This is a genomic window from Sporichthyaceae bacterium, assembly GCA_036269075.1.
Taxonomy (GTDB): Bacteria; Actinomycetota; Actinomycetes; order Sporichthyales; family Sporichthyaceae; genus DASQPJ01.
The window spans coordinates 38,764-53,029 of record DATASX010000087.1 but is presented as its reverse complement, the minus strand read 5'-3'; the positions used below and the strand labels follow the sequence as shown (position 1 = coordinate 53,029).

The 14,266-nt window shown below is 69.2% G+C and carries 12 protein-coding genes; 11 read left to right on the top strand and 1 reads right to left on the bottom strand.

Translation table 11 applies throughout. The annotated features are described in order from the left end of the window. Positions 1-7 precede the first annotated feature (7 nt). The 8 genes from VHU88_16250 (at position 8) to VHU88_16215 (ending at position 8,523) form a co-directional block, all read left to right on the top strand. The gene (locus VHU88_16250) at positions 8-1,606 is read left to right on the top strand and encodes an NAD(P)/FAD-dependent oxidoreductase (GenBank protein ID HEX3613242.1); all 1,599 of its coding nucleotides are present in this window, start codon (positions 8-10) and stop codon (positions 1,604-1,606) included. Positions 1,607-1,610: 4 nt separating this feature from the next. Then, positions 1,611-3,356, top strand: coding sequence for an AMP-binding protein (locus VHU88_16245; GenBank protein HEX3613241.1), 1,746 nt, complete (start codon positions 1,611-1,613; stop codon positions 3,354-3,356). Further along, on the top strand, positions 3,353-3,799 hold the full coding sequence (locus tag VHU88_16240; GenBank protein HEX3613240.1) for a MaoC family dehydratase: 447 nt from the start codon (positions 3,353-3,355) through the stop codon (positions 3,797-3,799). The genes VHU88_16245 and VHU88_16240 overlap by 4 nt, the downstream gene beginning before the upstream one ends. Further along, the gene (locus tag VHU88_16235; GenBank protein HEX3613239.1) at positions 3,792-4,337 is read left to right on the top strand and encodes a MaoC family dehydratase; all 546 of its coding nucleotides are present in this window, start codon (positions 3,792-3,794) and stop codon (positions 4,335-4,337) included. The genes VHU88_16240 and VHU88_16235 overlap by 8 nt, the downstream gene beginning before the upstream one ends. Before the next feature lie 21 nt (positions 4,338-4,358). After that, positions 4,359-4,775, top strand: coding sequence for an OB-fold domain-containing protein (locus tag VHU88_16230; GenBank protein HEX3613238.1), 417 nt, complete (start codon positions 4,359-4,361; stop codon positions 4,773-4,775). Continuing rightward, complete coding sequence (locus VHU88_16225; protein HEX3613237.1) at positions 4,772-6,553, top strand: glucose 1-dehydrogenase; 1,782 nt, start codon at positions 4,772-4,774, stop codon at positions 6,551-6,553. The genes VHU88_16230 and VHU88_16225 overlap by 4 nt, the downstream gene beginning before the upstream one ends. A 28-nt stretch (positions 6,554-6,581) precedes the next feature. Then, on the top strand, positions 6,582-7,490 hold the full coding sequence (locus VHU88_16220) for an alpha/beta hydrolase (protein HEX3613236.1): 909 nt from the start codon (positions 6,582-6,584) through the stop codon (positions 7,488-7,490). Between the two features lie 67 nt (positions 7,491-7,557). Continuing rightward, positions 7,558-8,523 (top strand): alpha/beta hydrolase, encoded by a 966-nt coding sequence (locus tag VHU88_16215; GenBank protein HEX3613235.1) that lies wholly within the window; start codon positions 7,558-7,560, stop codon positions 8,521-8,523. Positions 8,524-8,569: 46 nt separating this feature from the next. Here VHU88_16215 and VHU88_16210 read toward each other — a convergent pair whose 3' ends face one another. Next, a complete protein-coding gene (locus tag VHU88_16210; protein ID HEX3613234.1) occupies positions 8,570-9,553 on the bottom strand; it encodes an NADP-dependent oxidoreductase in 984 nt (327 codons plus the stop codon). Positions 9,554-9,734: 181 nt separating this feature from the next. On the opposite strand from VHU88_16210, the gene VHU88_16205 reads away from it, so the two are divergent. The 3 genes from VHU88_16205 to VHU88_16195 are packed head-to-tail and all read left to right on the top strand — an operon-like array spanning position 9,735 to position 14,258. Further along, positions 9,735-11,279 carry an aldehyde dehydrogenase family protein gene (locus VHU88_16205; GenBank protein HEX3613233.1) on the top strand — a complete coding sequence of 515 codons (1,545 nt, stop codon included), beginning with the start codon at positions 9,735-9,737 and terminating at the stop codon, positions 11,277-11,279. Positions 11,280-11,332: 53 nt separating this feature from the next. Next, complete coding sequence (locus VHU88_16200; GenBank protein HEX3613232.1) at positions 11,333-12,550, top strand: cytochrome P450; 1,218 nt, start codon at positions 11,333-11,335, stop codon at positions 12,548-12,550. 22 nt (positions 12,551-12,572) lie between these two features. Next, a complete protein-coding gene (locus tag VHU88_16195; protein ID HEX3613231.1) occupies positions 12,573-14,258 on the top strand; it encodes a helix-turn-helix domain-containing protein in 1,686 nt (561 codons plus the stop codon). The last annotated feature ends 8 nt before the right edge of the window (positions 14,259-14,266 follow it).

The following is a 14,266-nucleotide window of genomic DNA, read 5'->3' as shown; positions in this document are numbered from 1 at the left end:
GCCGTCGATGTCCGAGGTCGATGTCCTGGTCGTGGGAGCCGGATTCGCCGGCCTGCGCGCGCTGCACACGCTGCGCGCCGCGGGCCGGCAGGTCGCGGTGCTCGAGGCCGGGGACGGCATCGGCGGGGTCTGGTACGTCAACCGCTATCCCGGGGCACGCTGCGACGTCGAGAGTTACGACTACTCCTACTCCTTCTCCCCGGAGTTGGAGCAGGAATGGCGCTGGACCCAGCGCTACGCCACCCAGCCGGAGATCCTGCGTTACATCGAGCACGTCGCCGACCGCTTCGACCTGCGGCGCGACGTCCACCTCGGACGCCGGGTCACCCGTGCGCAGTGGGACGACTCCGAAGGCCGGTGGGAACTGACCACCGAGGCGGGCGAGCGGTGGACCGCGCCGTTCGTGATCTGGGCGGTCGGCAACCTGTCGACCACCAAGCAACCCGAACTGTCCGGCCAGGCGGACTTCGGCGGCCGGATACTGCACACCGCCCACTGGCCCCACCAGGACGTGGACGTGACCGGGCTGCGGGTCGGGGTGATCGGCACCGGTTCCTCGGGGATGCAGTCGACACCGATCCTGGCGAGGCCCGCCGCTCATCTGACGGTGTTTCAGCGGACCCCCAACTTCAGCGTGCCCGCGGTGCACCGGGCGATCTCGGAGGAGGAGGACGCCGCAGTAAAGGCCGACTACGCAGCCCGGCGCACCCGGATCCTGGCCTCACCCAGTGGGCTGGGATTCCGGCCACGCCGTGAGGCGACCCTCGAGGTCGCCGAGGCCGAGCGGAACGCCGTGTTCGAGCAGGCCTGGCAGGGCGCCGGCTTCGGCTTCGGTCTGGCGTTCCGTGACCTGTTGATCGACGAGTCCGCCAACAGCCTGGCGGCCGACTTCATCCGGGCCAAGGTCGCCGGAATCGTGATCGACCCGGGCTCCCGGGAACTGCTAAGCCCTCGCGATCACCCGTTCGGGGCCAAGCGGCCGGTCGTCGACGACGGGTACTACGCGACGTTCAACCGGGACAACGTCAGCCTCGTCGACATCCGAACCGACCCAATCGTGCGGCTGGACGAGTCAGGGGTGGTCCTGGCGTCCGGGACCGCCCACGGCCTCGACCTGCTGGTCATGGCTACGGGTTTCGACGCGATCACCGGTTCGCTGCTGCGCCCGGAGATCGTCGGCCGCGACGGACTGACCCTGGGTCAGAAATGGGCAGCGGGTCCGATCACCTATCTGGGGCTGGGCACAAACGGATTTCCCAACATGTTCACGATCGCCGGGGCGGGCAGTCCCGGGCTGCTGATCAACGTGTTGGTCGGTATCGAACAGCACGTCGACTGGATCGCCGATCTTCTTGCCGAGATGGACGAACGCGGCGCCACCCGCGTGGAGGCCGCCCAGGTCGCCGAGCAGGAATGGGGAGCCCACCTGCTGTCCCGGGCCGAGCAGACCCTCTACCCGAAGGCACGCTCCTACTACATGGGCGACGAGGTCCCGGGCAAACCGCGGGTGTTCATGCTCTACACCGGGGGGTTGCGCGACTACCGGCGGATCCTGGCCGAGTGCGTTGCCGATTCCTACGCCGGCTTCGAGTTCGACAAGGACTGAGCCGATGTCGACAACCACCCCACTTCGGCTGCCGCCCCTGGCACAGCGCCGCGCCGCACTCGAGAGCCGCCACCCCACCTGGGTGCCACGCACCCTGCACGGGTCCCTGGACGAGGCCGCCCGGCTGTGGCCCGATCGCCCTTACGTGATCACCGACTGGGCCGACTGGACCTACGCGGACATCCGCGACCGTTCGATCCGGCTGGCCGCCGCGCTGATCGCCTCCGGGGTCCGGCCCGGCGAGCACGTCGCGGTGGTCATGGCCAACTGCCCGGAATTCGTCGCGGTGAAGTACGCCATCTCCCGGGTCGGTGCCGCAGCGGTACCGGTCAACTTCCTGAACCGACGCGACGAATTGGCCCACGTGCTCGCCGACTCCCAGGCGGCACTACTGATCGTGATGGACCAGCACCGCGACCTGGACTACCTGGGCATGCTCGACGAGATCATCCCCGACTGGCCCCGCCACGGCGGCGGAACCCGACTGCCGAACCTGCGCGAGGTGGTGGTCTTCGACACCCACGGCACGCTGCTGCCGTCCGGCACGCGTTCGTTGGCCGAAGTGGAGGCCGCTGCACCTGCGGCGATGATGATGCCGATCGTCGGTCCGGAGTCGGTCGCCGACCTGATCTACACCTCGGGCACCACCGGCGGGCCGAAAGGCGTCCTGCTCACCCACGACATGCTGCTGCGAACCGCTTACGCCGCCGCCTACGCGCGGGGGTTCCAGGACGGTCGCCGCATCCATTTCGCGCTGCCCATGTATCACGTGTTCGGCTACGTCGAAGGGATGCTGCCGGTCACGTTCGTGGGCGGCGCGATCATCCCGCACGTCGCCTTCGACCCGCAGGCCAGTCTGGATGCGATCGAGAACCATCGCGCCAATGACATGCTCGCCATCCCGCTGATGACCCGAGCCGTGCTGGACGCTCAGTTGGAACGCGTCGCGGCCGGGCACCCGGCAGAGCTGTCGTCGCTGACCTCGTTGCTCTCCTCCGGCACGGCCTCGCCCCCGGGGCTGTGGGACCGCATCGACACCGAACTCGGCTGCCGGGAGATCACCACCGGCTACGGCATGTCGGAGACCACGGCGTCGACCACCGTGACCCGCCCCGACGACCCGCCCGCGCGGCGGCGCGGCACCAACGGCCGCCCACGCGACGCCGGTGCGGCCGGAGACCCGCGACTGGGCGGGCGCCTGGTCGTGCACCGCTGTGTCGACCCGCGGACCGGCCTGGATGTCGGACGCAGCGCGATCGGTGAACTGCAGGCCTTCGGGCCGGGAGTCACTCCCGGCTACTGGAACAAGCCCGAGGCGACCGCCGCGGCGTTCACCGCCGACGGCTGGCTTCGCACCGGGGACCTCGCCAGCATCGACGACGACGAGTACGTCGTGCTGCTGGGCCGGGCCAACGACTGCTATCGCTGCGGCGGGGAGCAGGTCGTCCCCAAGGACGCCGAGGACGTGCTGCTGTCCCACCCCGCCGTGGCGCAGGCCCACGTCGTACCGGTGGCCGATCCCAGGATGGGCGAGGCCGGCGCGGCGTTCGTAGTCGCCAGGCCCGGGCTCGAGGTGAGCGCCGACGAACTTGGCGCGTGGGCGGCGCAACGGTTGGCGCGCTTCAAGGTGCCCCGGCACTTCTTCCTCGTCGAGGCCGGGGAGATCCCGCTCACCGCGAGCGGGCGTCCCAGGAAGTTCCTGCTGGCACAACAGGCGGAATCGCTGCTGCAGAAAGGTGTTTCCGGATGACACCCACGAACGGCGCCCCATCGCCGCGGGGGCTGATAACCCGCGACACCCCGATCGGTCATGAGTTGATCGGAGTCAGGAAGAAGGCCGCCATCCAACTGATGGGCTCGCGGGTGTGGGGCCGGTTCAACCCCAACCACTGGGACCCGGTGTACGCGGGCGAGACCGGTCTGCCCGCGCCGATCCAGACCGGGGAGATGTCCTCGGCCTACCTGGCCGAGATGTGTGTGAACCACTTCGGCGCCAACTTCTTCACCGGCGCCCGGATCAGTTGCAAGTACATTGCCTCGACCTGTGCCGACGAGGTGATCACCACCTACGGAGTCGTGCGCGACAAGACCCCGAAGGGCGAGGGCTACCGGTTCGCCGTGGAGATCTGGGCACAGAACGAGGACGGGGAGAAGAAGACCGTCGGGCTGGTGGAGGTGGACGTAGATGTCTGACGCACAGTCAGTTCTGCCGGGAACCGACTCACTGCGGCCCATGACGGCGATCCAGGTCCAGCAGACCCGCGATTTCGTCGAGAGCCTCAACTCGCAGTGCCAGACCTACTGGGACATGGTCGCGATCGGCGACGTGCTGGAGCGGGATCTGACCATCACTGCGGAGTTGGTGATCCTCTACTCCGACGGCATCGAGGACTACAACCCCTGGTACGAGGGTTGGCGGATGAACACCTGGGGGATCGAGGGGGAGTCGCCCTTCGGCGGCGCGGTGGTGCCGCCGCTGCTGGTGTCGCACTTCGTGCTCTCGGTGCAGTTCGACCACACCAAGCCGTTCGCGATCGGCTCGATCCACACCTTCCACGACTCGCAGATCCTGGCCCCGATCCCGGTCGGTGCCACGGTCCGGATCACCACGACCGCGATCGACAAGTTCGTCAAACGCGAACGCCGGTACGTGCGCCACGAGGTGCTGGTCAGCGACGTCGGCGACGGAACGCTCTACTTCCGCGAGGTCCGCGACATCCTCTCCCGCTGAGCACCAAGGCAGGAATTGCGCATGCAAACCCAGGTACCGGTCGCCGACGACCTGTTCCACCTCGATGGTGAGACTGCCGAACTGCTCGGATCGCGCTGCACCGGATGCGGGCACCACTGGGTCCCCCGCGCCATCGACTGCTGCAACCCCGACTGCACCGAACCGAACGTGCGCGAGGCGAGATTCGGGCGCACCGGCGTGCTGTGGAGCTGGACCGTGCAGCACTACCAGCCGCCGGCCCCCTACCAAGCCGCGGACTGGCAGCCGTACGCGATCGGCCTGGTCGAACTGCCGGAGGGTCTGCGGGTGCTGGCGCCACTGACCGGCGCCCCACCCGGCCAGGTCCCGATCGACGCCGAGCTGCGCCTGACAACCATTCGGCTCCACGACGAAGTCATCACCTACGCCTACGAACCGGTGGGGGAGTCCCACGCATGAGACCGGTCTACGTACTCGGCGTCGCAGCGCATCCGTGGGGCAAGTTCGCCGACAAGTCCCAGCTGCAGCTGGCCGTCGAAACGCTGAGCGCGGCGATCAGCGACGCCGGGCTGCATCGACGTGACCTGCAGGGACTGGTCGCGGCCAGCTCCCGTTTCGAAGGCGGAATGGGCTGGGGTCTGCACGCCAACGAGGTCCTGCAGACGATCTCCGAGAACGGCGCCGCGGCCGTGAACGTCGGCGGCGGGTGCGCGGCGGGTGGGATCGCCGTGCACACCGCCGCGACGATGATCGCCGCCGGGCAGGTCGAGGTCGTGGCGGCGTTGGGCGCGGAGAAGATGCCCAAGGGCTTCATCCCCAGGCCGCCGGGCTGCCCGGACGACATCACCGACAGCGACTACCTGCGCTGGGTCGCGATCGGCGCGACCAACCCTGCTTACTGGGCGATCGAGGCTCGGCGTCGGATGCACGAACACGGCACCACGGTCGAGACACTCGCCGCCGCAACGGTTCTGATGCGCCGCCACGGGTCAGCCAATCCACGGGCGCGGTACCGGACGCCGACCGACGTGGCAGAGGTGTTGACATCGCCGATGGTGGCCGACCCGCTGCACCTGCTGCAGATCTGCGCAGTCAGCGACGGCGCGGCAGCGGTCGTGCTCGGCTCGGCCGAAGCCGCCCGACGGGTTGGCGGACCCCTGATCCAGGTCGCCGGTTCCGCCGTGGCCACCGGACAATTCGGTGACCCGTCCGTGCGCATCCCGACGGTCTCCCGCAACGTTGTCGGCTCCCCGGTCCCGCACACCAGCGAGGTCGCCGGAGCGGTGACCGGCGCACTGGCTGCCGCGGGCCTGGGAACCGGCGACGTCGACGTCCTGGAGACGGCCGACAACACCGCCTGGCATCTGCTGGCTTGGCCGGAGAACTTCGGATTCCTCGAACCGGGTCAGGCCGACTGGATGCTCGAACGCGGGGAGTTCGGCATCGAGGGCAAACTGCCGCTCAATCCCAGCGGTGGCTTCCTGTCCTTCGGCGAGGCCACCACCGGAGGCTCCAGCGCCATCGGTCGCGCAATCGCCGTGCAGTTCGCCGCGGCCGGTGCCTGCATGGTCGTGGCGGATGTCCGTGCCGAACCCCGCGAGGGTGGCGCACCTACTCACGAGCTCATCCGCTCAGCGGGTGGATCCGCCGTCTTCGTGCCGACCGACGTCACCGTCGTGGCCGAACTGCAGCACATGGTTGCCGAGGCCGAGCGGCTCGGTGGCGTCGACATCCTCGTCAACAACGCCGGTCTGCTGCGGGCGGCGCGTCTGATCGACATGACCGAGAGCGACTACGACGCGGTCCTGGACGTCAACCTGCGTGGAGTGTTCTTCGCCGCCCAGGCCGCGGCCCGGGCGATGATCGCGGCCGACCGGCCGGGGGTGATCGTGAACTTGTCCTCGATCGGCGGGCTGCAGGGAGTGCCCGGGATCTCGGCCTACTGCGCGGCAAAGGGTGCCGTCCGACTGCTGACTTATTCGCTGGCCAAGGAACTCGGGCCACGCGGCATCCGCGTCTGCGCCCTGCATCCCGGAGTCATCGACACCTCCATGACCCGGGTCGACGTACCCGTCCCGCGCGGCGCGGACGGGCCCGCCGGACGCGACGTTCCACTTCGCCGATTGGGCACACCGGAGGACGTCGCCAAGGCCGCGGTGTTCCTGGCCTCCGATGAGGCGGCGTTCGTCACCGGGGCCTCCCTGACCGTCGACGGAGGCCAGTTGTGCATGGGTTGACCGAAATCCCTATGGAGAGGCGGAAGCAATGAGCAGCGCGGAGTTGGAGAAGGTACGACAGATGTGGCAGGGCCTGCTCGAGGCCTTGGCCCCGCCGGCCGGGATCCCGGAGTACCGCGACGGTTACGAGTCGATGCTCGCCGTGTTCCCGGTTCCCGAGGCCGCCACGATTCAGGAGGTCGATGCGGGGGGAGCCCCGGGTCTGCTGGTCAGGATGCCTGGTTCGGCGCCGGACTCGGTCGTGCTGTGGACGCACTCGGGCGGCTACGTGTTCGGCTCCGCCCACTCCTACCGGTTCTTCGGCGCCGCGCTCTCGGCAGCCTCCGGCGCGCAGGTGTTGCTGGTGGACTACCGACTCGCGCCGGAGCATCCCTACCCGGCCGCACTCGACGACGCCAAGGCGGCCTACCGATGGTTGCTGGCGCAGGGGTACGACTCCGCCCGCATCGTGGTCGCCGGCGACTCGGCGGGCGGCGGACTGGCCGCCGCGACATTGTTGGCCCTGCGCGACGAGGGCGACCCGATGCCGGCCGCCGGGGTGGTCGTCTCGCCCATGGCTGACTTCACCCTGTCCGGGGATTCGATCAAGGCGCGGGCCGATCGCGACCCCATCGCGAGCGAGGCGATGCTCGGCGGCCTCGGAGCGCTCTACGCCGGGGACGAGCCCATGTCCTCCCCGTACCTTTCCCCGGCCCTTGCCGACCTTTCGGGCCTGCCACCGCTGCTGGTCCTGGTCGGGTCCGAGGAGATCCTCCACGACGACTCGGTTCGCATCGTCGCCGGCGCCGAGGCCGCAGGTGGCCAGGCGAGGTTGGTCGTGGGGGAGGGGCAGTTCCACATCTGGCCCCTGTTCGCACCGATTCTGACGGAAGGTCAGCAAGCCCTTGAAGCGATCGGCGAGTTCATTCGTGACCGGACCCGCGCCACGAACGCCTGACCCGGCCGATCAGCCGGAACGCCCGGGATTCTGGCGTCCGGTCAGCCGGGTCTGGACCCCGCCGCGGGTGGGCCGCATCGAGATCGACCTGATCGCGGCCTACCCGCCGAGCGGGACCACGGGGCACGCGCGTGCCGCGCTGGAACGCGAGCAGGTGCGCGGCATCTGGACCGAGTTCGCTGCCGCGTGGGCGGGGCCGGCCCGGACCGACCTGACTCGACTGCGCGAGGCCTACGAGCAACTGTGCCAACGCCGGGCCCCGTCGGCGGGCGTTGGCGCGCGGTCCGTCGACGCCGACGGGGTGCAGTGCCTGCGGATCGGTGACAATCCGCAGCGCGTGATTCTGTTCGCGCACGGGGGCGGGTTCACTCTGGGATCCGCGCGCGGGTATTTGGGTGCGGCACGAACGCTGGCGGCGGCGGCCGAGGCGGACGTACTGGTTCCTGACTACCGACTGGCGCCGGAACACCCGTTCCCGGCGGGTCTGGACGATCTGTGCAGTGCACACCGTTGGCTGCTGGCACAAGGAACTCCGGCGGAGCGAATTGCCTTTGTCGGCGACGGATCCGGCGGCGGTCTGATCCTGTCGGCGTTGCTCGCACTGCGCGACGCCGGCGACGCCTTGCCCACCGTCGCGGTCTGTCTTTCGCCTTGGCTGGACTGCACCTTGCGCTCGCCGTCGATGGTCACTCACTCGGACAGAGATCCCGCGATGTCGATCGCCCAACTCGCGTGGTCGGCCCGCGCCTACCTTCAGGGCACGGAACCGACGAACCCGTACGTAGGCCCAGCCTTCGGTGATCTTCGGGGCCTGCCTCCGCTGTTGACGCTCGTGGGCAGCGAGGAGGTTCTGCTCGAGGAGAACCTGCGGTTCGCCGACCGTGCCCGAAGCCATGGCGTCGACGCGAGGCTTCACGTGGGTCTGGAGCAGACGCACGCCTGGCCGTTGTTCGGTTCCACCCTGAACGCCGGCCGACTTGCCGTGGATGCGGTGGGCCGGTTCATCGCGGGTCACTGCGGTTGGGGCGCCTGAGCACGCAGACCGCGGCGGGCAGCGCGACCCCGAGCGGGCCGAGGTCTCAGCGCACGAGGACAGTGGTCTTGCCCAGCGTGTTCCCGTTCACCAGGTCGGCGAACGCGGCACCCGCCAGCGAGAGCCCGTCCACCAGGTTCACCCGTTGGGACACCGTGCCGTCCAGGAACCACTGGGCGAGGTCCTGTCGGGCCTTGTCGTACTCGTCGAGGTAGTCGACCGTCCGGAACCCTTGCAGGGTCAGCGATCGGGTCAGGATCAGGTACCAGTCGATGTCCAACGGCGGCACGCGACTGCCCGCCAACCCGGTCATCTGACCGCACAAGGCGATGCGGCCCAGCGGGCGCAGTCGCTCCACGATCCGCGAGGACGTCTCGCCCCAGACGTTGTCGTAGTAGCCGTGCAGTCCGTCGGGGGCCCAGGCGTCCAGCCGCTGGGTCCAGTCCGCATCGGTTCGGCAGAGCGCGTGATAGCCCAGATTCGTGACCGCGTCGACCTTGTCGGACGACCCGACGACCCCGGCGACCGTCGCGCCGGTCCGGGCGATCAGTTGCAGGGCCACCTGCCCGACTCCGCCGGAGGCGCCGCTGACCACCATCTGCTCGCCCGCCCTGGGCCGTAGCGCCCGGGTCACCCCGAAGTAGGCGGTGATCCCGCTCAACCCGAGCAGGCCGACGTAGTGGTGCACCGGGATGCGCGAGTCCTGCAGGTCCACGGGGGTCAGCGCGGCAGGCTCCGCCAATGCATGGTCGGCCCACCCGAGTTCGCCGCTCACCCACGTGCCCTGGGCCAAGTCGGAAGCACGCGAGGCGATCACCTCTCCCACGCACCCCGCCGGCGGCACCGCCCCGGCAGGCAGGCCGCGCATGCGGATTCGTTGGTAAGGATCCAGCGAGATCGCGTGCACCCGGACCAGCACCTCACCGGCACCGGGGTCGGGCAACGGTTGCTCGACAGTCTCGAACGACTCGGCGGCGATCGGGCCGCTGCCGTCGCGGGTGAGCCGGACGCAGGTGAGGACCGCGGACATGAGGTTCCTCCGAATACCGTCCACCGAAAATACTTTACAAGCGAAACTTGTTGGCGAGATGCTCGGTGGTGTCGAGGTGCGATGTCAACGTCGCCGAGGTGTCCGCATCTCGTACAGATGCATGAGCGAGATCCCGCTTACGGTCCCAGCACCGCGAGGAACCGCGAGCCAGGAGGAAGACGTGAGCGCCAGCACCCGGGCCGGAATCGATCATCGCGACGGCGCGCCTTACTACCCCATGTTCATCGACGGCGCCTGGACCGACGCCGCCGAGCACTACACCATTGTCGATCCCGCGACCGAGGCCGTCGTCGCACGCGCGGCGAAAGGGCGCCTCGCCCACGCCGACGCGGCGGTCGCCGCGGCCGAACGAGCCCACGAGTCCGGCGTGTGGCGCTCGATGGCTCCGTTGGAGCGGGCTGCGGTGCTGGACGACGCGGCCGCGCGGCTGGAGGCGCGTGCCGAGGAACTGACCGAACTGGGCAGCCGGGAGAACGGCGCCACGGTCCGACTTTCCGGGCCGTTCAGCGTCGGCCAGCCGGTCGCCTTCACCCGGTACTTCGCCAACCTGCTGCGCAGCTACCAGTTCGAGCGCCCCGGGCCGTTGATGGGCCCCCTGCTCGCGGCCGGCACGGTGCGGCGCGAACCGATCGGGGTCTGCGCGGGAATCGTCCCGTGGAACTTCCCGCTCGCCTTGGCGATCTGGAAGGCGGTGCCCGCGCTGGCGGCCGGGAACACTGTCGTGCTCAAGGTCGACGAGAAGACCCCGATCGGTGCGTTGGAGTTCGCTCGGGAGTTGGCTGCCGCGGGGGTGCCCGAAGGCGTGATCAACGTGGTCACCGGCGACGGCGAGGAGGTCGGCGCCCGGCTGGCGGCACACCCCGACGTCCGCAAGATCGCCTTCACCGGATGCACCGCCACCGGCAAGGAGGTCATGCGAGCCGCGGCGGGCAATCTCAAGCACGTCACGCTCGAACTCGGCGGCAAGGGCGCCAACATCGTCCTGGCCGACGCCGACGTGGCGATGGCGGTCGAGGGCGCGATCTGGGCCTGCATGATGCACAGCGGCCAGGCCTGCGAGGCAGGCACCCGCCTGCTGCTGCCCAACTCCCTGCACGACGAATTCGTCGAACGACTCATCGCGCGGATGCGCACCCTGCGGCTGGGAAACCCACTGGACCCCGCCACCGACCTCGGCCCGCTGATCAACGCCGCTCAACGCGAGCGGGTCCTCGGTTACATCGAGACCGGCCAGAAGGAGGGCGCGAAGCTCGCGCTGGGCGGCGGTATCCCGTCCGGGCCCGGTTTCGAGAAGGGCTTCTGGGTCGAGCCGACCCTGTTCCTCGACGTCACCAACGACATGGCCATCGCCCGGGAGGAGATCTTCGGGCCGGTCCTCTCGGTGCTGCGCTACGACTCCGACGCCGAGGCCGTGAAGATCGCGAACGACTCCGAGTACGGACTGTCGGCCGGGGTCTGGAGCCGCAGCAACGAACGCGCACTGGCCGTCGCGAACGAACTCGAGGCCGGCTCGGTCTGGATCAACGACTGGCACAACATGTCGCCGTTCTACCCGTTCGGTGGGTGGAAGCAGAGCGGTCTGGGACGCGAACTCGGGCCGGATGCCCTCGATGCCTACACCGAGGAGAAGTTCATCTCCATCGACCTGACCGGTCGGGTCGAGAACCGAGCCTTCGGCCTGGTGCTCGGCACTGGGCCGAACTGAACCGGCGCCCCCATCCCAGCCACGCTGTCCGCCAACCAGTCCCGGAGGAACCCGTGACCGCCGCTTCCCAGATGCCGGACATCCTCTCGCCGGAGTTCGCCCAGGATCCGCAGCCCTATTACAAGATCATGCGCGACCACTACCCGTTGCTGCACCACGAGGCCAGCGGTTACTACTTCATCTCCCGCTTCGAGGACGTCGCGCGTGCCTACCGCGACTCCGAGGCCTTCAGCAACGTCAACTACGGATTCCAGATGGAGCCCGTGATCGGCCGCACGCTCATCCAGATGGGTGGGCACGAACACGCCGTCAACCGGGCGCTGGTGACCCCGACGCTGCGGGGCAAGTACCTGGAGTCGTTCAGCCCCCAGGTCCAGTCCAACGCCGACGCCATGATCGACAAGTTCCGGGGCCGCGGAGAGGTCGAACTCATCGAGGAGTTCACCAAGTGGTACCCGATCAACGTGGTCGTCGACATGCTCGACCTGCCGCGCGAGGACATGCCGATCTTCCACAACTGGTACTCCTCGCTGATGGCGTTCCTGTCGAACCTGACCCGTGACCCGGACATCCACGAGTGGGGTATGCGGACGCAGAAGGAGTTCCCGGAGTACATCCTCCCGGTGATCGCACAGCGGCGCCGCAACCCGGGCGACGATCTGATCTCGCGGCTCACCCAGGCCGAGACCGACGGCGAGTCCATGACCGACGAACGGATCAAGGCCCTGATCGGGTTGCTGTTCATCGCCGGTGGCGAGACCACGGACAAGGCCATTGCCAACTGCGTGCGTCACCTGTTGGACAACCCGGAGCAGTTGGCCGAACTCCGGGCCGATCCGAGCCTGGCCACCGATGCGATCGCCGAGTCCCTGCGTTACGCCCCGCCGGTGCAGATCATCCTTCGTACGGCCGTGAACGACATCGAGGTCGCGGGTGGGATCATCCCCGGTGGCAGCACGGTCGCTTGCGTGAACGGCGCTGCCAACCGCGATGAACGCCGCTTCATCGATCCGGACGTCTGGAACATGCATCGCACGGATCTGACGGTGGAACAGGCGTTCACCGGGGCCGCGGATCACATCGCGTTCGCCCTCGGTCGGCACTTCTGCGTCGGTTCCCTGCTGGCCAAACGCGAGATGGAGATCGCGATCGTCCGCCTGTTCGAGGCGATGCCCGACGTGCGGTGGGCCGACGGCTTCACCCCGGTCGACGTGGGCCTGTTCACGCGCGCCCCGCAGGCGTTGCGTCTGCAGTTCACCCCGGCAGCCTGAGGAAGACCCGCGAGGAGGTCCGGTGTCGCTTCGACCGCTGCCCGGTGCGCTACGGCCGCACAGCCGGCCCAGCTCGGCCGTCCATCTGTCCTGGGAACGATCCCGGGCGTGCGGGGTGGATCGGTCCGCGGCGATCGAGATGCTGCCGGTCGAGGCGTTCGACCCCGGTCAGCGGTTGCTCACGGCTGCCGATGCCGTGCTCGGCCAGATGATGGAGGATCTGGCCGGCGCCCCGTTGGCGGTTCTGCTGGCCGATCGCGACGGACTGATCGTGGATGCCCGAACCCCGGCGCCAGGTGGCACCATCGCCGATCTCGCCGTCAGCCGGGTGGGCCGCCGCTGCCTGGAGGAGCTGGCCGGCACCAACGCGATCGGGACCGCGTTGGAACTGAGCCGACCGGTGCGCATCCGTGGGGCCGAGCACTACCTGGAGTCGCTGCACGCTTTCGACTGCCTCGGCGTGCCGGTCATCCATCCCACAACGGCTCGCTCGGAGGGCGTGCTCAGCCTGTGTGGGGCGCAGGGCACGCTCAGCCCGGCGCTGGCGCCGTTCTTGACCTACGCGGCACGCGACATCCAGAAGCAACTCCGGTCCACAACTCCGCGCGGGCAACTGGAACTGCTCTCGGTGTTCCATCAAGCCTGTCGGCAACCCGGGGCTGTGCTCGTGCTGGGTCCGGACATGGTGCTGGCCACCCCGGAGGCGGCCGCGATGCTGGACCCGGTCGACCACCAGATGCTGCGCGAGCGGGCCGGGGAACTCCGGGTCGGCGTCCCGGCTCGGCTCGAACTCGAACTGTCCTCAGGCCGCCGGGTCCGACTGCTGCTCGAACGCTGCGGTGGCGGCCGGGCTCAAGGTGCTCTCGTCCGCATCACCAACGAGGCACCGGAGGACCGGCCTCGGGTCCCGCGCGGAACCAACGTCCGGGCCGGCGGTGTCGACCTCATCGGTGCGGCCCTCGAGGCAGCCCGGGTCAACGGCGCCCGGGCCTTGATCACCGGGGAGGCCGGGACCGGCCGCACCCGAGCCGCGCGCAATCTGGCCGGCAGCGCGGTAGCACATGTCGTCGACTGTGCTGCGACACCGAACGTGACCGAGGCTCTGACAGTGGCGCTGGGCGCCGCCCGCTGGGGCGACCTGGTCGGGCTGGACGGCATCGAAGCGCTCCCGGCGCCGGTGGCCCGCGAGTTGCTGCCACTGGTGCTCGGCGCCGAGGCCCGGCTGGTGATGACGGCTCCGCCCCTCTCGGAGCTGTCCGGGGCGCACGCCGCGCTCGTCGCCTGCTGCCGCACTCACGTCCACCTGCCGCCGTTGCGCGCACGCACCTCGGAACTGCCCAGCTTGCTGGAAACGGTCACCGCCACGTTGGCGGCGCAACTCTCGGTACCGGCGGTGCGCTGGAGCGCCGAGTCGCTCGCGGTTCTGCAGCGGCACAGCTGGCCCGGTAACTTCCACGAACTTCGAGTGGTCGTCGAGCAGGTGCTGCGCGAGGGCGCCGGACCGATGGTGTCGGTGGCCGCGTTGCCGTGCTCGGTCCGGGACAGCTCTCGTCGCCGGCTGACTCCGTTGCAGCGTTCGGAACGCGAAGTCATCACCGCCACCCTGCATGCCTGCAACGGCAACAAGGTGCACGCCGCGGAGCAACTGGGCATCAGCCGCAGCACGCTCTACAAGCGGATGCGCGAACTCGGTGTGCACCCGGGCTGACCGCAGCG

Coding starts and splice junctions, on each gene's coding strand:
- VHU88_16250 (HEX3613242.1), top strand. CDS start 8: ATGTCCGAGGTCGATGTCCTGGTCGTGGGAGCCGGATTCGCCGGCCTG.
- VHU88_16245 (HEX3613241.1), top strand. CDS start 1,611: ATGTCGACAACCACCCCACTTCGGCTGCCGCCCCTGGCACAGCGCCGC.
- VHU88_16240 (HEX3613240.1), top strand. CDS start 3,353: ATGACACCCACGAACGGCGCCCCATCGCCGCGGGGGCTGATAACCCGC.
- VHU88_16235 (HEX3613239.1), top strand. CDS start 3,792: ATGTCTGACGCACAGTCAGTTCTGCCGGGAACCGACTCACTGCGGCCC.
- VHU88_16230 (HEX3613238.1), top strand. CDS start 4,359: ATGCAAACCCAGGTACCGGTCGCCGACGACCTGTTCCACCTCGATGGT.
- VHU88_16225 (HEX3613237.1), top strand. CDS start 4,772: ATGAGACCGGTCTACGTACTCGGCGTCGCAGCGCATCCGTGGGGCAAG.
- VHU88_16220 (HEX3613236.1), top strand. CDS start 6,582: ATGAGCAGCGCGGAGTTGGAGAAGGTACGACAGATGTGGCAGGGCCTG.
- VHU88_16210 (HEX3613234.1), bottom strand. CDS start 9,553: ATGTCCGCGGTCCTCACCTGCGTCCGGCTCACCCGCGACGGCAGCGGC.